This window comes from Paracoccus sp. (in: a-proteobacteria), from assembly GCF_035556475.1.
Lineage (GTDB): Bacteria > Pseudomonadota > Alphaproteobacteria > Rhodobacterales > Rhodobacteraceae > Paracoccus.
Window position 1 is genome coordinate 12,896 of sequence record NZ_DATMFA010000130.1, and the last position, 17,648, is coordinate 30,543.

The window sequence follows — 17,648 nt, forward strand, 5'->3', positions numbered from 1 at the left end:
TGGGGAATGTCGGATGGGAGGGGAGCCCGGAAGACAGGGGAGGAACCATGCAGACAATGCAGGCGGCCGAGGCCGGAATGCAATCCATTCCCGCATTGCTCGCCCGGAACGCGCGAAGCTTCGGGAACAAGGCGGCATATCGCGAGAAGGAATTCGGCATCTGGCAAAGCTGGACCTGGGCCGAGGCCGCGCGCGAGATCCGCGATCTGGCGCTTGGCTTCATGGTGCTGGGCCTGCGCCCCGGCGATCATGTCGCCATCATCGGCCGCAACCGTCCCATGCATTACTGGTCGATGGTCGCCGCGCAAATGTGCGGTGCGGTGCCGGTACCGCTTTATCAGGACGCGGTCGCGGACGAGATGGCCTATGTCCTTGGCAATTGCGGCGCCCGCTTCGTCGTCTGTGGCGATCAGGAGCAGGTCGACAAGGTGCTTGAGGTCGGAGAGCGCGCGCCTTCGGTCGAGCATCTGGTCTATACCGACCGGCGCGGGATGCGGAAATACGACCACAGCCACATGAACGCGCTCGCCGATGTGCAGGCCGAGGGCCGGGCGGCAGAGACCCGGCTTGGCCCCGAACTCGACGCGCTGACCGCCGGGCTTGGTTATGACGACACCTGCGTCATGCTTTATACCTCGGGGACCACGGGAAAACCCAAGGGCGTGGTCCTGTCGAACCGCAACATCATCGAGACCTCGCGGAACACCGCCTCTTTCGATGGCCTGACCGTGGCCGAGGAGGTGCTGGCCTATCTGCCGATGGCATGGGTCGGAGACTTCATCTTCTCGGTCGGGCAGGCCTATTCGGCCGGGTTCACCGTGAACTGCCCGGAGGGGGCGCAGACCATGATGACCGACCTGCGCGAGATCGGGCCGACCTATTTCTTCGCCCCGCCCCGCGTCTTCGAGGGCCAGTTGACCAGCGTGATGATCCGCATGGAGGATGCCGGCCGCATCAAGCGCGCGCTGTTCCGGCATTTCATGGCGCTGGCCCGCCGCGTCGGGCCGCGCATCCTCGAGGGGAAGCCCGTCGGCGCCTTCGACCGCCTGCACCACGCGCTTGGCAACCTGCTGATCTATGGCCCGCTCAAGAACACGCTGGGCTATTCCCGCATCCGCGTCGGCTATACCGCGGGCGAGGCGATCGGGCCCGAGATCTTCGATTTCTACCGCAGCCTCGGGATCAACCTGAAGCAGCTTTACGGCCAGACCGAGGCCTCGGTCTTCATCACCCAGCAACCCGATGGCGAGGTCCGCTCGGACACGGTCGGCGTGCCAAGCCCGGGGGTCGAGCTTCGCATTGCCGAAAGCGGCGAGGTCTTCTATCGCAGCCCCGGAACCTTCGTCGAATATTTCCGCAATCCCGACAGCACCGCCTCGACCAAGGATCCCGAGGGCTGGGTGGCGACGGGCGATGCCGGCTTCTTCGAGGATGAGACCGGGCACCTGCGCATCATCGACCGCGCCAAGGACGTGGGAAAGATGGCGGGCGGCGCGATGTTCGCCCCCAAATATGTCGAGAACAAGCTGAAGTTCTATCCCAACATCCTCGAGGCCGTGGTCTTCGGGGCCGGGCGCGACTTCTGCACCGCCTTCATCAATATCGACCTCACGGCGGTCGGGAACTGGGCCGAGCGCAACAACATCGCCTATGCGAGCTATCAGGAACTGGCCGGCCATCCGCAGGTCTATGCGACCATCCGCGAGCATGTCGAAGCGGTCAACGCCTCGGTCGCGCAGGATCCGATGCTGTCAGGCTGCCAGATCAGCCGCTTCCTCGTCCTCCACAAGGAGCTTGACCCCGATGACGGAGAGATGACGCGGACCCGCAAGGTGCGCCGCAATGTCATCGCCGAGAAATACCACGATCTCCTCGCCGCCCTCTACGATGGCAGCGAAAACGTCTTTACCGAAACCGAGGTGACCTATGAGGATGGCCGCAAGGGCCGGATCCGGGCGACGCTGAGGGTCGAGGATGCCGCGATCGTTCCCCCTGCCCGCAACCATGTGAATGCAAGGGGAATTGCCGCATGACCAGGCCAGCCTATATCTCCGCCGCTTTCTTCGCCGTCGCCGGAATCGTGATTGCCTGGCTTTGCGCCACGATCCTGCCGCTCGGGCTCTACAACGTCCTGGCCGGCGCCATCGGCGCGATCTTCGGGGTGCTGATGGTCTCGCGCCTTTGGCCGGGGCTGGCGGTCCGGGAGGCGCATCTCTGGGGCGGCGCGCTCATCGCCTACAATATCCTGATCTCGCTTCTTGAAAGACTGTGGACATGACGGCGCAAACCCCGGAACAGGCCCCGGCGGACGGGCGCCGCATCGGCCCGGTGCTGATGGACCTCAGAAACATCACCCTGCGCTTTGGTGGGGTGGTGGCGATCAAGGACATCAGCTTCGACATCCGCGAGGGCGAGATCCGCGCGATCATCGGCCCGAACGGCGCGGGCAAATCCTCGATGCTGAACGTCATCTCGGGCTTCTATGTCCCGCAGGAGGGCGAGATCCTGTTCCGGGGCGAGCGTCGCGGCCCGATGAAACCCTATGAGGTCGCCCGGCTCGGGATCGCGCGCACCTTCCAGAACATCGCGCTGTTCGACGGGATGTCCGTCCTCGACAACATCATGACCGGGCGGCTGAACAAGATGAAGGCCCCGATCTGGAGCCAGGCGCTCTGGTGGAGCCGGGCCGAGCGCGAGGAGGTTGAGAACCGCGAGCAGGTCGAGAAGATCATCGACTTCCTCGAGATCCAGAACATCCGCAAGACCCCGGTGGGCCGGCTGCCCTACGGCCTGAAGAAGCGGGTCGAGCTTGCCCGCGCGCTGGCCGCCGAACCGGGCATCCTGCTGCTGGACGAGCCGATGGCCGGCATGAATGTCGAGGAGAAGGAGGATATGTGCCGCTTCATCCTCGACGTGAACGACGAATTCGGCACCACCATCGCGCTTATCGAGCATGACATGGGCGTGGTCATGGACCTCTCGGACCGGGTCGTGGTCATGGATTACGGCCGCAAGATCGGCGACGGCACCCCCGACGAGGTGCGCAGCAATCCCGAGGTCATCAGCGCCTATCTGGGCGTCACGCAGGAATAGAGGGGCGGCATGGAATTTCTCTACGCAAGCGAAGTCCTGCTGAACGGGCTGATGGCCGGGGTGATGTATTCGCTGGTCGCCTTGGGCTTCGTGCTGATCTACAAGGCCTCGGGCGTCTTCAACTATGCGCAGGGCGTGATGGCGCTCTTTGCCGCGATGACGCTGGTCGGCATCATGGAGGGGCGCGTCCCCTTCGCCCATCTGATCAACGCGGCCTTCGGTACTCATGTCGGCAATTTCGGCTGGACCGTGCCCGCGATCCTCGGGATCCTGCTGACCGCGCTCGTCATGGTCGGCCTTGCCATCGCTGTCGAAAAGCTGGTGCTGAAGCATCTGGTCGGGCAGGAGCCGATCATTCTTTTCATGGCGACGATCGGCCTTGCCTGGTTCCTGGAGGGGCTCGGCGACGTCATGTGGGGCGCGGACGTCAAGACACTCGACGTGGGCCTGCCGCAGGGAATCTCCGAAACGATCGAGACCGCCACGAACAACTGGCTGGGCTATGGCTTCTTCATCGACCGCCTCGACCTCTGGGCGGCGCTGATCGCGGCGGCGCTGGTCGCGGCATTGGTCTGCTTCTCACAATATACCAGACAGGGCCGGGCGATGCGCGCCGTCGCCGATGACCACCAGGCGGCGCTGTCGGTCGGGATCAGCCTCCAGTTCATCTGGATCATGGTCTGGTCCATCGCCGGCTTCGTGGCGCTGGTCGCAGGCATCATGTGGGGCACCAAATCGGGCGTGCAATTCTCGCTCTCGCTCATCGCGCTGAAGGCGCTGCCGGTCCTGATGCTTGGCGGCTTCACCTCGATCCCCGGCGCCATTGTCGGCGGGCTGATCATCGGCATGGGCGAGAAGCTTTTCGAATATTTCATCGGCCCGATGGTCGGGGGCGCGACCGAGAATTGGTTCGCCTATGTCCTCGCGCTCATCTTCCTCGTCTTCCGGCCGCAAGGCCTGTTCGGCGAACGCATCATCGAGAGGGTCTGAGCCGTGGCGCGGGTGGAAAGCAGGGGATTGAGTATTTGGGGAACAGAGAAGTCTTCTTCGTTCTTCAAATACTCACATGTCGGAACGGAAAGACCGGGAGGGGCGGATGTTCTATCGCGAGGCAGGTGACTTCAAGACGAGCTATCGCGAAGACGGGCAGACCTTTCCGATCCGCCTGGACCGCTGGGGCTATTACGCGCTGCTGGCCGTGGCCTTCCTGGTCGTGCCCTTCGTCATCGACAGCTACTGGGCCAATGCGGTGCTGGTGCCCTTCCTGATCTATGCGATCGCGGCGATCGGGCTAAACATCCTGACCGGTTATGCCGGGCAGGTCAGCCTTGGGACCGGGGGGTTCATGGCGGTGGGGGCCTATGCGGTCTACAAGCTGATGACCGCGTTTCCGGGCGTGCCGATTTTCGTCCACATCCTGCTGGCCGGGGCGATCACTGCATTTGTGGGGATGCTCTTCGGTCTGCCGAGCCTCAGGATCAAGGGTTTCTATCTTGCTGTCGCGACGCTCGCCGCTCAGTTCTTTCTGGTCTGGCTCTTCAACAAGGTGCCGTGGTTCTACAATTATTCGGCCTCGGGCCAGATCAACGCGCCCGAGCGCACGATCCTTGGCTGGGCGGTGACCGGGCCCGCGACCACGGCTTCGGCGAAATACCTGACCTGCCTTGTCTTTGCCGTGGTTCTTGCCTGGGTGGCGAGGAACCTGACGCGCGGCACGCTGGGCCGCAAGTGGATGGCAATCCGCGACATGGACATCGCGGCCGAGATCATCGGGGTCAATCCGCTGACCGCCAAGCTTTCGGCCTTTGCGGTGTCGAGCTTTTTCGTCGGGATCGCGGGTGCGCTGCTCTTTTCCGTCTATCTGGGCGCGGCCGAGGCCAGCGAGGCTTTCGGCATCAACAAGAGCTTCCTTGTCCTCTTCATGATCATCATCGGCGGGCTCGGCAGCATCTTTGGCAGCTTCGCGGGCGCGGCCTTTCTGGTCCTGCTGCCGGTGCTGCTGAAGAACGTGCTGGTGGCGCAGCTTGGCTGGCCCACCGACCTTGCCGCCCATATCGAGCTGATGATCGTGGGCGCGCTCATCATCTTCTTCCTGATAGTCGAGCCGCATGGCCTCGCCCGGCTCTGGCGCCTGACAAAGGAGAAGCTGCGGCTGTGGCCGTTCCCGCACTGAACCGGAATTCCGGCAGATGAACACCCTTGGGGAGGAGACCAAGATGAGACTGAAGCTTGCAACCATCGCGCTTGCCACCACCATGGCGGCGGCGCCGGCAATGGCCGATCTGGTCGTGCCGAACCTCAGCTATCGCACCGGGCCCTATGGCGCGAACGGCACGCAATATGCGGACGGGTTCAACGACTATTTCACCCTGCTGAACGAGCGTGACGGCGGCATCGGCGGCGAGAAGATCCAGACCCCGGAATGCGAGACCGCCTATAACACCGAGAAAGGCGTCGAATGCTATGAGGCGACGAAGGGCAATGGCGCGCTGGTCTATAACCCTCTGTCCACCGGAATCACCTATCAGCTGATTCCCAAGGTCTCGGCCGACAAGATCGTGCTTTATACGCCGGGCTATGGGCGGACCTCGGCCAAGAACGGCAAGGTCTTCGAATGGGTCTTCAACGCGCCCGCGAACTATTGGGACGGCGCCTCGGTCGCGGTGAAATATCTGCTGGACCAGAATGGCGGCGACCTGAAGGGCAAGAAGATCGCGCTGGTCTATCACAACTCGGCCTATGGCAAGGAGCCGATCCGCACCTTGCAGGATCTTGCGCAGAAGCACGGCTTCACGCTGAGCGAGCTGCCGATCGACCCGCCGGGGCAGGAGCAGAAAAGCCAATGGCTGCAGATCCGCCGCGACAAGCCGGATTACGTCATCATGTGGGGCTGGGGCGTGATGAACCAGACCGCCATTCAGGAGGCCGCGAATATCCGCTTCCCGATGGAGAATTTCATCGGCGTCTGGTGGTCGGGTTCCGAGGTCGATGTGCTGCCGGTGGGCGCCGCCGCCAATGGCTACAAGTCGCTGACCTTCAATGGCGTGGGCACCGACTATCCGGTCTATGAGGACATGAAGAAATTCGTGATCGAGCCGGGCAAGGCCTCGCAGGGCGGCCAGTTCGTCGGCTCGGCGCTTTATTCGCGCGGCATGTATGCGGCGGTCGTGATCGCCGAGGCCATCAAGAAAGCGCAGGAGCTTGCCGGCACCCCCGCCATCAACGCGACGCAGCTTCGCGACGGGTTCGAAGCGCTGGACATCACCCCTGACCGTCTGAAGGAGATCGGCCTGCCGGACTTTGGCCCCGAGATCAAGATGAGCTGCGACAACCACGGCGGCAGCGGCATGGCGCGTCTTCAGCAATGGGATGCCAATGCGAAGAAGTGGAGCCTGATCACCGAGTTCACCGAACCCGACCAGGATGTCCTGAACCCGCTGATTCAGGAGGACAGCGAGGCCTATGCCAAGGAAGCCGGCATCACGCCGCGCTGCTGAGCCCATGCGCCCCGGCGGAGCTTTCGCCGGGGCCATTCCGACAGGGGGAAATCATGCTGGACGCCACGCCCAAGCCCGAGACGCTGCTTGAGGTCAACAATATCGAGGTGATCTACAACCACGTCATCCTCGTCCTGAAGGGCGTCAGCCTCTCGGTCCCGAAGGGCGGCATCACCGCGCTTCTGGGCGGCAATGGCGCGGGCAAGACCACGACGCTGAAGGCGATCTCGAACCTGCTGCATTCCGAGCGGGGCGAGGTGACGAAGGGTGCGATCACCTATCGCGGCGAGCGGGTGCAGAACATGGACCCGGCAAGTCTGGTCCGTAAGGGCGTCATTCAGGTGATGGAAGGGCGGCACTGCTTCGAGCATCTGACGGTCGAGGAGAACCTTCTGACCGGCGCCTATTCCCGCAGCGATGGCCGGGCCGAGATCGCCCGCGACCTCGAGATGGTCTATGCCTATTTCCCGCGCTTGAAGGAGCGGCGGAAATCGCAGGCGGGCTATACCTCGGGCGGCGAGCAGCAGATGTGCGCCATGGGCCGCGCCCTGATGTCGCGCCCCGAGACGATCCTGCTGGACGAGCCCAGCATGGGACTTGCACCGCAGCTGGTCAGCCAGATCTTCGAGATCGTGAAGGCGGTGAACGAGGGCGAGGGCGTCACTTTCCTGCTGGCCGAGCAGAACACCAACGTCGCGCTGCGCTATGCCCATTACGGCTATATTCTGGAAAGCGGCCGGGTGGTCATGGACGGCCCCGCCGAGGCGCTGCGCGAAAATCCCGACGTGAAGGAGTTCTACCTCGGCATGTCCGAGCAGGGCCGTAAGAGCTTTCGCGACGTCCGCTCCTATCGCCGCCGCAAGCGCTGGCTGGCCTGATCCGGCGCGGGACATGGCAGAAAGGCAATCAGAATGACATTCTATGACGAGCTTGAGACCCGCAGTGCCGATGAGCGCGCGGCTTGGCAGGCGCAGGAACTGGCCGCGGCGATCGCGCGGGCGCGGACGACGCCCGCAATGGCGCGCAGCCTGCAGGGGATCGACGCGGAGGGAGTGGTCTCGCTGGCGGCTCTGCCGGTCATCCGCAAGTCAGAGCTTTCCGCCGCGCAGAAGAAATCGCCCCCCTTCGGCGGCTTCACCACCCACCATGCGCATGAGTTCGAGAACGTCTTTCAAAGCCCCGGACCGATCTATGAGCCGGGGCGGCGCGGCAATGACTGGTGGCGTCTTGGGCGGTTCCTGTTCGCGGCCGGGGTCGGGCCGGGCGACATCATGCATAACTGCTTCGGCTATCACCTGACCCCGGCAGGGATGATGTTCGAAAGCGCCGCGCGCGCGGTTGACGCGGCTGTCCTGCCGGCCGGGACGGGCCAGACCGAGTTGCAGGTCCGCGCCGCCGTCGATATCGGCAGCACAGTCTATGCGGGTACGCCCGATTACCTGAAGATCATCCTCGACAAGGCCGAGGAGATGGGCGAGCGCCTTGCCATCACCCGCGCCACCGTCTCGGGCGGGGCGCTGTTTCCGGCCCTGCGGCAGGGCTATGCCGATCGCGGCATCGCGACCACGCAATGCTATGCGACCGCGGATCTTGGCCTCATCGCCTACGAATCCCCGGCGATGGAGGGGATGATCGTCGATGAGCGGGTAATCGTCGAGATCGTGCGCCCCGGCACCGGCGATCCCGTTCCGGCGGGCGAGGTGGGCGAGGTCGTCGTCACCAGCTTCAACGCGGATTATCCGCTGATCCGCTTTGCGACCGGCGATCTCTCGGCGGTGATGCCGGGCGAAAGCCCCTGCGGGCGGACCAACATGCGCATCCGGGGCTGGATGGGCCGCGCCGACCAGACGACCAAGATCAAGGGCATGTTCGTGCGCCCCGAACAGGTCGCGGCACTGGTCGCGCGCCATCCCGAGATTGCCCGCGCCCGCGTCGTGGCGGATCGGGCGGACGACATGGATGTGATGACAGTGCAACTGGAAACTTCCATGCAAGATGCGGCAAGGTACGAGGGAACGGTGCTGGACACCCTGAAACTTCGCGGCCGGATCGAACTGGTTGCGCCCGGTTCGCTTCCGAATGACGGCAAGGTCATCGAGGATCGGCGCAGCTACGAGTGACCCCGGGCGCCTGACGCCATGAGGTCTCTGGATGCGATATTCCCTGCTGTTGCTGGCTGCCCTTGCGGGCACGGCCCCGGCCTGGGGTGCGGATCGCGGGGTGGTCATCGGCAATGCGGATTATCAGACGGCCCCTGACCTTGCGGGGTCGGATACGGCGGCGCTGGTGCGGGTCATGCGCGAATCGGGTTTCCTCACTGCGCAGGGCATAGACCAGCCCGCCGCCGAGTTGCGCCGCACGCTGGACCTGATCGCCCGCCAGGACGAGGCCCCCGGCACCAGCATCGTCGCGCTGAACGGCCGCTTTCTGAATCGCGATGGTGAAACCTGGTTCATGGGCACCGATGCCGACCAGCCCGGTCCCTCCGACGTCGGGCGCGAGGGCGTGCCCCTGTCGCTGGTCATCCAGCTTCTTGCCGAGGCGGAAACCGGGGCCGTGCTGCTTTTGGGAACCGATCAGCAGGAGATGCCGCATCGCGCTGGCCTGCGCAGCGGCATCGGAGAGCTGGAGCCGATGCCGGGCGTCTCGGTGATCTCCGGCCCGCCTGAGTCGACGGCGCGCGCGCTGCGCGAGCTTTGCGCCGGTCATTCGGTATCCCGCGCGATGGCTTCGGCGCGGGGTCTGAAACTGCTGCCGGGGGGTGATGTCGACATGGTGCCGGTCCGCCCCAGCACCCGCGCAACGGCCGATACCCTGCCGGAGCCGACCGAAGCCGATCGCGATGCCTGGTCGGAGGCGGTCGAGATCGACAGCGCCGAGGCTTATCTGGGCTATCTGGAAACCTATCCCTCGGGCCTCTTCGCCGCTGCGGCCGAGGCGCGGCGGCAGGCCCTGCGCGAAAGGCGCGGCCAGGTGATCTCGGACCGCGACGCCTGGGCGGCGGCGGCCGAGGCGGATCGCGTCGCGGCCTATCAGGATTATCTGCGCCGTTTCCCTGCCGGCCTCAGCGCGGATATGGCCCGGATGCGGCTGAAGGAACTCGGCGGGGTCGAGAGCAGGACGGTCAGCCGTGCCCCTTCGGGGATCGAGGCGCGGCTGGGCCTCGACCGCGATGGCCGCCAATGGGTGCAGCGCAACCTGTTCCGGCTGGGCTATGAGCCGGGCGAGGCGGATGGGGTGTTCGGCGAGCGCACCCGCGATGCGCTGCGCAACTGGCAGGAGGTGAACAAGCTTGAGCCGACCGGCTATCTGACATCGGCGCAGCACGAGCTGCTGAAGCGGCAGGTCGGGTTCCTCGATGGCGAGGGCGGGCGCCGGGACCGCGATTTCTGGAGGCGCAATGGCGCGGGCGGCGGCGAGCGGCAATTGCACCTTTATCTGCGCCGCTATCCCGATGGCGTCCACGCGGTCGAGGCGCGGCGCGCGCTGGCGGCCCTTGCCGGATCGGGGGCCGCGGCCTCGCAGGTGGCGGGGGCGGCGGCGACCTGGCGATGGGCCAAGCGTCAGGACAGCGCGGCGGCCTATCAATCCTATCTCGACCGCTTTGCGGACGGGGTCCATGCCGCCGAGGCCCGGCAGCGCCGCGACAACCTGAAGGCCGCCACCGAAGCCGCCCGGCGCGAGGAGGATGCGCTGGACCTTGGCAACGCCACGCGCAGGCGGCTCGAGGAGCGGCTGAGCCTCGAAGGTCTCGACCCCGGCCCGGTCGACGGCAATTTCACCGAGGAGACGCGGGACGCGCTGCGCCTCTATCAGGCCTCGCAGAATTTGCGCGTCACCGGCTATGTCTCGCCACAGACGCTTGCGCGCCTGCTGGAGGAGTCCGCCGCGCAGGAATGAGTGAAGCATCGCGACAAATCACGAGGATCGCATGGGACATACCATTATCGCAGCCCTGATCATCGCCATCGGCGGGATCTGCATCGCCGTTCAGGCGCCGATCAACGCGGCGATGGGGCGGCAGGTCGAAAGCCCGCTGGTCGCGGCCGCGATCTCCTTCGCGGTTGGTCTGGTGGTGCTGGGCAGCCTGACGCTGCTTCTGGGGCAGGGGCGGGGCTTTCTGCGCGCCGCCGGGGCCGAGCCGTGGATGTGGGTCGGGGGGATGCTCGGCGCATTCTACATCTGGGCGATGGTCTGGTCGCTGCCGCGCCTCGGCACGCTGACCGCGCTTTGCGCGGTGGCGCTTGGCCAGATCGTCGCCGCGATCCTGCTGGACCGGATCGGCGCCTTCGGCCTGCCCATGCGCGAGATTTCGGGCCCGCGCATCCTGGCCGCGCTGCTGGTCGGCGGCGGGCTTGTCCTGTCGCGGTTCTGACCCGGACGGGCCACCCGGACAAATGAAAACGCCCGCTGCGCAATCACGCAACGGGCGTTTCGATCTGGCAACAAGTGCCGTGCTGCTTAGCCCTGACGAGCCTTGAAGCGCGGGTTGGTCTTGTTGATGATGTAGATGCGGCCCTTACGGCGCACAACTTGACAATCGCGGTGGCGGCTCTTGAGCGAGCGGAGCGAATTGCGAACCTTCATCGGTCTTCTCCTATCGCGGCGCATCGCAAGGCGCCTTGAAACTGAAATGCCCCGGATGTGCCCGGGGCGCGAAACTTAATGGTGGGCGGTACTGGGATCGAACCAGTGGCCACTACGATGTCAACGTAGTGCTCTACCGCTGAGCTAACCGCCCACTAACCGGTGATTCTGTCTGCGGATGCAGGCCATATCGCCTTGGTCTGCGGCTCTATATAGAGGGCCTGCGGGGGTTTCAACCCCTGTTGTGAGGCTTTTGCAAGCGCACTTGGCCTTGGCGGAACTTGGGCTATAACCATCTTGTTTCATGCCCGGCAGAGTTTGCCCAGCCAGCCGCTTACAGGGATACCGGATATGAGTGCAGACGAGATCACCTTTGACCTGATGCGCCCCGATGACTGGCAGGGCGGGGTCATTTTTGCCTCGCCGCATTCGGGGCGCTGCTATCCCGACTGGTTTTTGGCCGAATCGCGCCTTGACCCGCAAAACCTGCGCTCATCCGAGGATGCTTTCGTCGATCGGCTGATCATGCCTGCGGTTGAACAGGGGGCGGTGGTCCTGACCGCGCGCGTTCCGCGCTGCGTCGTCGATCTGAACCGCGGCCCGGACGAGATCGACCCGCTGGTCGTCGCCGGCGCCGTGCCGCGCGTGATGAGCCCGCGAATCATGGCCGGGCTGGGGGTGATTCCCCGCGTCGTCTCGCAAGGGCGGCCGATTCATGACCGACCGATTCCGCTGGAGGAGGCCGACCAGCGCATCACCCGGCTGTGGCATCCCTATCATCAGGCGCTTTCGGCACTGATCGACGAGGCGATCGGACGCTTTGGCGGGGCGATTCTGGTCGACGTGCATTCCATGCCGCATGACGCGCTGGCGCATCTGCCCCGCCCGCGGCCCGATTTCGTGCTGGGCGACCGCAACGGCGTCTCGGCCGCGCCGCGCATCACCGGCGCTGTTGCCGAGGCGGTGGTTGCCGAGGGGTTCCGCCTGCGCCGCAATTCGCCCTTCGCCGGCGCCTATATCGCGGCGGCCTATGGCAAACCCACGCGCAACGTCCATGTCGTCCAGCTTGAGATGGACCGCTCGCTTTACATGAACGAGCAGAAGATCGAGCCGCGGGGCGATTTCGACGTTTTCGCGCAGAGGTTTGCGAATATCCTGTCGCGGCTGGTGCGGCTGCGGCCGGACCAGAGCGAACCGGCCATCGCCGCCGAATAAACCTGAGGGGGAAGCGTGGAACAGGATATCGTCGATCTGCTCAGCCAGAATATCGCGCTGATCGTCCTTGCCATCGTGATCTTTCTGGCCATCAGCTCGGCGGTCAGGATCGTTCCGCAATCCGAGAAATTCGTGGTCGAGCGTTTCGGCCGGCTGAGGGCGGTGCTGGGGCCGGGGATCAACTTCACCGTGCCCTTCCTCGACCGGGTGGCGCATAAGATCTCGGTGCTGGAGCGTCAGCTGCCGACCAACCGGCAGGATGCGATCACGGCCGACAACGTGCTGGTGCAGGTCGAGACCTCGGTTTTCTATCGCATCATCGAGCCGGAAAAGACCGTCTACCGCATCCGCGACATCGACGCCGCCATTGCGACGACGGTGGCGGGCATCGTGCGGTCCGAGATCGGGACGATGGAGCTGGATCAGGTGCAGTCGAACCGCGCCAGCCTGATCGAGCGTATCCGCGAGAGCCTTGCCAATGTCGTCGATGACTGGGGGATCGAGGTGACGCGGGCCGAGATCCTCGACGTCAATCTGGACGACGCCACCCGCGCCGCGATGTTGCAGCAGCTGAACGCCGAACGTGCGCGACGCGCGCAGGTGACCGAGGCCGAGGGCAAACGCCGCGCGGTCGAACTTGCCGCCGATGGAGATCTTTACGCGGCCGAGCAGCAGGCCAAGGCCAAGCGCGTGCTGGCCGAGGCCGAGGCCTATGCCACCAGCGCCATTGCTGGCGCGATCCGCGATGGCGGGCTCGAGGCGGCGCAATACCAGATCGCCATGCGGCAGGTCGAGGTTCTGTCGGAAGTCGGCAAGGGCGAGGGCAAGCAGACCGTCATCCTGCCCGCTGCTGCCGTCGAGGCGATGGGCGACGCCTTCCGCATGTTCAGGGGTGGCAAGCCGTGATGCATGGCTGGGTCTGGATCATCGCGGCACTGATCCTCGGCGCGCTGGAGATCGTGCTGCCCGGCTGGTTCTTCCTTGGCATCGCGCTCGCCGTCGGCGTGATGGGTCTGGCGATACTCGTCGGGATCTGGACCGGAGGCTTGCCGATGGCGTTGGTGGTGACAGCGGCGCTGAGCGGGGTGATCTGGCTGGGACTGCGGCGCGTCTTCGGCTCCAGCCGGGGAGACGTGAGGATCTGGACCCGCGACATCAACGAGGACGAATGAGGCTTGGCGGCGCGAAGCTGATCCTGACCCACGGGGACAGCCTGCTGGCCAGCCTGCGCGACGATTACGACTGGATTCCGTTCCCCGCCCATTGGGATCTGCCCGGAGGGGGCGCGGAACCCGGCGAAACCCCGATCGAATGCGCATTGCGCGAATTGCACGAGGAGTTCGGCCTGTCCCTCGCGCCGGACCGGCTGCATGGCCGCGCCTTTCCCTCGGTCACGTCGCGGGGCTGGGAATCGTGGTATTTCCGAGGCGTGTTGACCGCGGCAGAGATTGCCGCGATCCGTTTCGGCGACGAGGGGCAGGAATGGCGGATGATGCCGGTGGCCGAGTTCATGGCCCATCCCCGCGTCGTGCCGCATTTCCCCGCCCGCGTCGCGCGGATGCTCGACCCTCAGGCCGCCGGCAGTTCGGCGACGATGGCCTGAGCCGCAGCGCGAGGGTCCGCGGCCTTCCAGATCGGGCGGCCGACGACGATATGGTCGGCGCCATTGGCGATTGCGGTGGCGGGGGTCTCGATCCGTTTCTGGTCGCCCGCGTCCGACCCGGCCGGGCGCACCCCCGGCGTCACGATCAGGCGGCCTGCCGCCTCGGGCAGGGCGCGGATCAGGGCGGCCTCGCGCGGGCTTGCGATGATGCCGTCGGCCCCGGCCTCGAAGGCGCGGGCGGCGCGGGTCGTCACGATCTCGGCCAGATCGCCCTCGCGGATCAGGGCCGCGTCCAGATCGGCCCGGTCGAGCGAGGTGAGGATGGTGACGGCAAGGATCTTCAGGTTCGAGCCCGCCGCGCCCTCCTTGGCTGCGCGCACGACATGGGGGTCGCCATGCACGGTCAGGAAGTCGAGCTCGTATTGCGCGATGCCGCGCACCGCCGCCTCGACCGTGGCGCCGATGTCGAAGAATTTCATGTCCAGGAAGATGCGCTTGCCATGCTCCTGCTTCAGCTCATTCGCAAGCGCCAGCCCGCCTCCGGTCAGCATCCCGAGGCCGATCTTGTAGAAGCTGACCGCGTCCCCGATCTTTTCCGCAAGTTCCAGTCCGGCCAGCGCATTCGGCACGTCCAGTGCCACGATCAGGCGATCATCCATCCTCAACCCCGATTTTTCGATAAACGGCCTGCTTATAGGAGGGAACCGGGTGTCTTGAAACCCCGTTTCTCGTTGCCCATGTGACAAGCAGGACCCGAGCCGGGCCGTGCCAGAGCGGGCGGTCCAAAGCGGGGGCTGAGGAAAGGATTTTCATATGGATATGGAAAAATTCACCGAACGGTCGCGTGGCTTCCTGCAGGCGGCCCAGACGATTGCGATCCGCGAGGAGAACCAGCGCGTGATGCCCGAGCATCTGCTGAAGGCGCTGATGGATGATGACCAGGGTTTTGCCAGCAATCTGATCGCCCGGGCGGGCGGTGACGCGCAGGCCGTCCGCGGCGCTGTCGACGAGGCTGTCGCGAAGCAGCCGAAGGTCAGCGGCGGACAGGGGCAGGTCTATGTCGACCCCTCGATGGTGCGCGTGCTGGACGAGGCCGAGAAGCTGGCGAAGAAGGCCGGCGACAGTTTCGTGCCGGCCGAGCGCGTGCTGACCGCGCTTGCGGTCGTCAACACCAATGCCCGCGATGCGCTGAGCGCCGGGCATGTGACGGCGCAGTCGCTGAACAGCGCGATCAACGATATCCGCAAGGGCCGGACCGCCGACACGGCGAGTGCCGAGGACAGCTATGAGGCGCTTTCGAAATACGCCCGCAACCTGACCGAGGCGGCCGAGCAGGGCAAGATCGACCCGATCATCGGCCGGGACGAGGAAATTCGTCGCGCGATGCAGGTGCTGAGCCGCCGGACCAAGAACAACCCCGTCCTGATCGGCGAGCCGGGCGTCGGCAAGACCGCCATCGCCGAAGGGCTGGCGCTGCGCATCGTCAATGGCGACGTGCCCGAATCGCTGCGCAACAAGCAGCTTTGGGCGCTGGACATGGGCGCGCTGATCGCCGGGGCGAAATATCGCGGCGAGTTCGAGGAGCGCCTGAAGGCCGTCCTGAAGGAAATCGAGGACGCAGCGGGTGAGATCATCCTGTTCATCGACGAGCTTCATGTTCTGGTCGGCGCCGGCAAGACCGATGGCGCGATGGATGCCGCGAACCTGATCAAGCCTGCGCTTGCGCGGGGTGAGCTGCATTGTGTCGGTGCGACCACGCTGGACGAATACCGCAAGTATATCGAGAAGGACGCAGCCCTTGCCCGTCGTTTCCAGCCGGTCCTGATCGAGGAGCCGACGGTCGAGGACACGATCAGCATTCTGCGCGGCATCAAGGAAAAGTATGAGCTGCATCACGGCGTCCGCATCAGCGACGCCGCGCTGGTGGCTGCCGCGACGCTGTCGCACCGCTACATCACCGACCGCTTCCTGCCCGACAAAGCCATCGACCTGATGGACGAGGCGGCGAGCCGGCTGCGCATGGAAGTGGACAGCAAGCCCGAGGAACTCGATGCACTCGACCGCCAGATCCTGCAGATGCAGATCGAGGCCGAGGCGCTGAAGAAAGAGGACGACGCGGCCAGCAAGGATCGCCTCGAAAAGCTGGAGAAGCAGCTTTCCGAGCTGCAGGAGAAATCCGCCACCATGACCGCCCGCTGGCAGGCGGAGCGCGACAAGCTGGAAGGTTCGCGCAACCTGAAGGAGCAACTCGACAAGGCCCGCGCCGAACTGGATCAGGCCAAGCGTGAAGGCAACCTCGCGAAGGCGGGCGAACTCAGCTACGGCATCATTCCGGGGCTGGAGAAGAAGCTTGCCGAATCCGAGGGTGACGACGACAGCCCGATGGTCGAGGAAGCCGTCCGCCCCGAGCAGATCGCCGAGGTGGTCGAGCGCTGGACCGGCATCCCGACCAGTAAGATGCTGGAGGGCGAGCGCGAGAAGCTGCTGAAGATGGAGGAAGTCCTCGGCAAGCGCGTCATCGGCCAATCCGAGGCCGTGACCGCCGTGTCGAACGCCGTGCGCCGTGCGCGGGCGGGCCTGAACGATCCGAAGCGTCCCTTGGGCAGCTTCTTGTTCCTTGGCCCGACCGGCGTGGGCAAGACCGAGCTGACCAAGGCGATCGCCGAATACATGTTCGACGACGATCAGGCGATGGTCCGCATCGACATGTCCGAGTTCATGGAGAAACATTCCGTGGCCCGGCTGATCGGCGCGCCTCCGGGCTATGTCGGCTATGACGAGGGCGGCGTGCTGACCGAGGCCGTGCGGCGGCGTCCCTATCAGGTGATCCTGTTCGACGAGGTCGAAAAGGCGCACCCGGACGTCTTCAACGTGCTCTTGCAGGTGCTGGATGATGGCCAGTTGACGGACGGGCAGGGCCGGACGGTGGACTTCAAGCAGACGCTGATCATCCTGACCTCGAACCTCGGGGCGCAGGCGTTGTCGGCACTGCCGGAAGGGGCCGACTCGGTTCAGGCGCGGACGCAGGTGATGGATGCGGTCAGGGCGCATTTCCGCCCCGAATTCCTGAACCGTCTGGACGAGATCATCATCTTCCACCGTCTGACGCGCGAGAACATGGACGGGATCGTCAAGATCCAGCTGTTCCAGCTCGAGACCCGGCTTGCGCAGCGCAATATCGCGCTGGATCTGGACGAGGGAGCGATGAAATGGCTGGCCGACGAGGGCTATGATCCGGTCTTTGGCGCGCGGCCGCTGAAACGGGTGATCCAGCGCAGCCTGCAGAACCCGCTGGCCGAGATGATCCTTGGCGGCGAGATCCTGGACGGTCAGACCGTCCATGTCAGCGCCGGTCCCGAAGGGCTGGTCGTCGGCAATCGCGTCACCTCCGCCCATCTGGGCGAGGCAGGCGAGAGCGGGCCGCGCGTGCCGCTCCACTAAGATTTCTGCCACAGGAAAGGGCGGTCGCGAAGCGGCCGCCCTTTTTCGTCGGCGGGTCTTTACCCCCGCGTCACGCGCGGCATGGTAAGCTGTCGGAAAACATGCATGATCGCTCACCAAGAACCGAAAGCAGAGGCGAGATATGACCCGCATCCTCACCGTCCCCACTCAGGCAATCGAGGGACAGAAGCCCGGAACCTCGGGCCTGCGCA

Annotated in this window: 17 protein-coding genes and 1 tRNA gene; 15 read left to right on the forward strand and 3 right to left on the reverse strand. The window is 65.1% G+C overall.

Annotated elements, in window-relative coordinates; translation table 11 throughout:
* Positions 1-47 precede the first annotated feature (47 nt).
* The 10 genes from VNQ78_RS18560 to VNQ78_RS18605 all read left to right on the forward strand — a co-directional run bounded on the left by VNQ78_RS18560 (position 48) and on the right by VNQ78_RS18605 (position 10,965).
* Entirely contained in the window at positions 48-2,033 is a 1,986-nt protein-coding gene (locus VNQ78_RS18560) for an AMP-binding protein (protein ID WP_325692583.1), read from the forward strand.
* Complete coding sequence (locus VNQ78_RS18565) at positions 2,030-2,278, forward strand: hypothetical protein (RefSeq protein WP_325692585.1); 249 nt, start codon at positions 2,030-2,032, stop codon at positions 2,276-2,278. Before VNQ78_RS18560 ends, VNQ78_RS18565 begins: the two co-directional genes overlap by 4 nt.
* Positions 2,275-3,093, forward strand: coding sequence for an ABC transporter ATP-binding protein (locus VNQ78_RS18570; RefSeq protein WP_325692587.1), 819 nt, complete (start codon positions 2,275-2,277; stop codon positions 3,091-3,093). The genes VNQ78_RS18565 and VNQ78_RS18570 overlap by 4 nt, the downstream gene beginning before the upstream one ends.
* A gap of 9 nt (positions 3,094-3,102) precedes the next feature.
* Positions 3,103-4,083 carry a branched-chain amino acid ABC transporter permease gene (locus VNQ78_RS18575; protein WP_325692589.1) on the forward strand — a complete coding sequence of 327 codons (981 nt, stop codon included), beginning with the start codon at positions 3,103-3,105 and terminating at the stop codon, positions 4,081-4,083.
* 106 nt (positions 4,084-4,189) lie between these two features.
* Positions 4,190-5,266, forward strand: coding sequence for a branched-chain amino acid ABC transporter permease (locus VNQ78_RS18580; RefSeq protein ID WP_325692591.1), 1,077 nt, complete (start codon positions 4,190-4,192; stop codon positions 5,264-5,266).
* A gap of 43 nt (positions 5,267-5,309) precedes the next feature.
* Positions 5,310-6,590 (forward strand): ABC transporter substrate-binding protein, encoded by a 1,281-nt coding sequence (locus VNQ78_RS18585; protein WP_325692593.1) that lies wholly within the window; start codon positions 5,310-5,312, stop codon positions 6,588-6,590.
* A gap of 53 nt (positions 6,591-6,643) precedes the next feature.
* Positions 6,644-7,468, forward strand: a complete 825-nt coding sequence (locus VNQ78_RS18590) for an ABC transporter ATP-binding protein (RefSeq protein ID WP_325692595.1) — start codon at positions 6,644-6,646, stop codon at positions 7,466-7,468.
* Between the two features lie 33 nt (positions 7,469-7,501).
* On the forward strand, positions 7,502-8,710 hold the full coding sequence (locus VNQ78_RS18595; protein ID WP_325692597.1) for a phenylacetate--CoA ligase family protein: 1,209 nt from the start codon (positions 7,502-7,504) through the stop codon (positions 8,708-8,710).
* Between the two features lie 31 nt (positions 8,711-8,741).
* Positions 8,742-10,490, forward strand: coding sequence for a peptidoglycan-binding protein (locus tag VNQ78_RS18600; protein ID WP_325692599.1), 1,749 nt, complete (start codon positions 8,742-8,744; stop codon positions 10,488-10,490).
* A 31-nt stretch (positions 10,491-10,521) separates the two neighbouring features.
* Positions 10,522-10,965: a DMT family transporter gene (locus VNQ78_RS18605; RefSeq protein ID WP_325692601.1), complete on the forward strand. Its 444-nt coding sequence runs from the start codon at positions 10,522-10,524 to the stop codon at positions 10,963-10,965.
* A gap of 86 nt (positions 10,966-11,051) precedes the next feature.
* On the opposite strand, the gene ykgO is transcribed toward VNQ78_RS18605, so the two are convergent.
* Positions 11,052-11,177, reverse strand: coding sequence for a type B 50S ribosomal protein L36 (ykgO, locus tag VNQ78_RS18610; protein ID WP_024842876.1), 126 nt, complete (start codon positions 11,175-11,177; stop codon positions 11,052-11,054).
* 79 nt (positions 11,178-11,256) lie between these two features.
* Positions 11,257-11,331, reverse strand: a tRNA-Val gene (locus tag VNQ78_RS18615).
* 197 nt (positions 11,332-11,528) lie between these two features.
* Here VNQ78_RS18615 and VNQ78_RS18620 point away from each other — a divergent pair.
* Genes VNQ78_RS18620 through VNQ78_RS18635 form a run of 4 tightly spaced genes read left to right on the forward strand, consistent with a single transcriptional unit; the run spans position 11,529 to position 13,995 of the window.
* The gene (locus VNQ78_RS18620) at positions 11,529-12,392 is read left to right on the forward strand and encodes an N-formylglutamate amidohydrolase (protein ID WP_325692606.1); all 864 of its coding nucleotides are present in this window, start codon (positions 11,529-11,531) and stop codon (positions 12,390-12,392) included.
* A gap of 51 nt (positions 12,393-12,443) precedes the next feature.
* Positions 12,444-13,298, forward strand: coding sequence for an SPFH domain-containing protein (locus VNQ78_RS18625; protein ID WP_325692615.1), 855 nt, complete (start codon positions 12,444-12,446; stop codon positions 13,296-13,298).
* The gene (locus VNQ78_RS18630) at positions 13,298-13,564 is read left to right on the forward strand and encodes a hypothetical protein (RefSeq protein WP_325692617.1); all 267 of its coding nucleotides are present in this window, start codon (positions 13,298-13,300) and stop codon (positions 13,562-13,564) included. The genes VNQ78_RS18625 and VNQ78_RS18630 overlap by 1 nt, the downstream gene beginning before the upstream one ends.
* Positions 13,561-13,995 (forward strand): NUDIX hydrolase, encoded by a 435-nt coding sequence (locus tag VNQ78_RS18635; protein ID WP_325692607.1) that lies wholly within the window; start codon positions 13,561-13,563, stop codon positions 13,993-13,995. Before VNQ78_RS18630 ends, VNQ78_RS18635 begins: the two co-directional genes overlap by 4 nt.
* On the opposite strand, the gene pyrF is transcribed toward VNQ78_RS18635, so the two are convergent.
* The gene (pyrF, locus tag VNQ78_RS18640; RefSeq protein WP_325692609.1) at positions 13,962-14,654 is read right to left on the reverse strand and encodes an orotidine-5'-phosphate decarboxylase; all 693 of its coding nucleotides are present in this window, start codon (positions 14,652-14,654) and stop codon (positions 13,962-13,964) included. The two genes, VNQ78_RS18635 and pyrF, sit on opposite strands and share 34 nt — an antisense overlap.
* A gap of 154 nt (positions 14,655-14,808) precedes the next feature.
* Here pyrF and clpB point away from each other — a divergent pair, with 154 nt between their 5' ends.
* A complete protein-coding gene (clpB, locus tag VNQ78_RS18645; protein ID WP_325692611.1) occupies positions 14,809-17,436 on the forward strand; it encodes an ATP-dependent chaperone ClpB in 2,628 nt (875 codons plus the stop codon).
* The last annotated feature ends 212 nt before the right edge of the window (positions 17,437-17,648 follow it).

Excerpts from the sequence above, each read along its gene's own strand:
- clpB (WP_325692611.1), top strand. The coding sequence starts at position 14,809 with ATGGATATGGAAAAATTCACCGAACGGTCGCGTGGCTTCCTGCAGGCG.
- VNQ78_RS18565 (WP_325692585.1), top strand. The coding sequence starts at position 2,030 with ATGACCAGGCCAGCCTATATCTCCGCCGCTTTCTTCGCCGTCGCCGGA.
- VNQ78_RS18595 (WP_325692597.1), top strand. The coding sequence starts at position 7,502 with ATGACATTCTATGACGAGCTTGAGACCCGCAGTGCCGATGAGCGCGCG.
- VNQ78_RS18560 (WP_325692583.1), top strand. The coding sequence starts at position 48 with ATGCAGACAATGCAGGCGGCCGAGGCCGGAATGCAATCCATTCCCGCA.
- VNQ78_RS18630 (WP_325692617.1), top strand. The coding sequence starts at position 13,298 with ATGCATGGCTGGGTCTGGATCATCGCGGCACTGATCCTCGGCGCGCTG.
- VNQ78_RS18635 (WP_325692607.1), top strand. The coding sequence starts at position 13,561 with ATGAGGCTTGGCGGCGCGAAGCTGATCCTGACCCACGGGGACAGCCTG.
- VNQ78_RS18620 (WP_325692606.1), top strand. The coding sequence starts at position 11,529 with ATGAGTGCAGACGAGATCACCTTTGACCTGATGCGCCCCGATGACTGG.
- ykgO (WP_024842876.1), bottom strand. The coding sequence starts at position 11,177 with ATGAAGGTTCGCAATTCGCTCCGCTCGCTCAAGAGCCGCCACCGCGAT.
- VNQ78_RS18585 (WP_325692593.1), top strand. The coding sequence starts at position 5,310 with ATGAGACTGAAGCTTGCAACCATCGCGCTTGCCACCACCATGGCGGCG.
- VNQ78_RS18600 (WP_325692599.1), top strand. The coding sequence starts at position 8,742 with ATGCGATATTCCCTGCTGTTGCTGGCTGCCCTTGCGGGCACGGCCCCG.
- VNQ78_RS18580 (WP_325692591.1), top strand. The coding sequence starts at position 4,190 with ATGTTCTATCGCGAGGCAGGTGACTTCAAGACGAGCTATCGCGAAGAC.
- VNQ78_RS18590 (WP_325692595.1), top strand. The coding sequence starts at position 6,644 with ATGCTGGACGCCACGCCCAAGCCCGAGACGCTGCTTGAGGTCAACAAT.
- VNQ78_RS18575 (WP_325692589.1), top strand. The coding sequence starts at position 3,103 with ATGGAATTTCTCTACGCAAGCGAAGTCCTGCTGAACGGGCTGATGGCC.
- VNQ78_RS18570 (WP_325692587.1), top strand. The coding sequence starts at position 2,275 with ATGACGGCGCAAACCCCGGAACAGGCCCCGGCGGACGGGCGCCGCATC.
- pyrF (WP_325692609.1), bottom strand. The coding sequence starts at position 14,654 with ATGGATGATCGCCTGATCGTGGCACTGGACGTGCCGAATGCGCTGGCC.
- VNQ78_RS18605 (WP_325692601.1), top strand. The coding sequence starts at position 10,522 with ATGGGACATACCATTATCGCAGCCCTGATCATCGCCATCGGCGGGATC.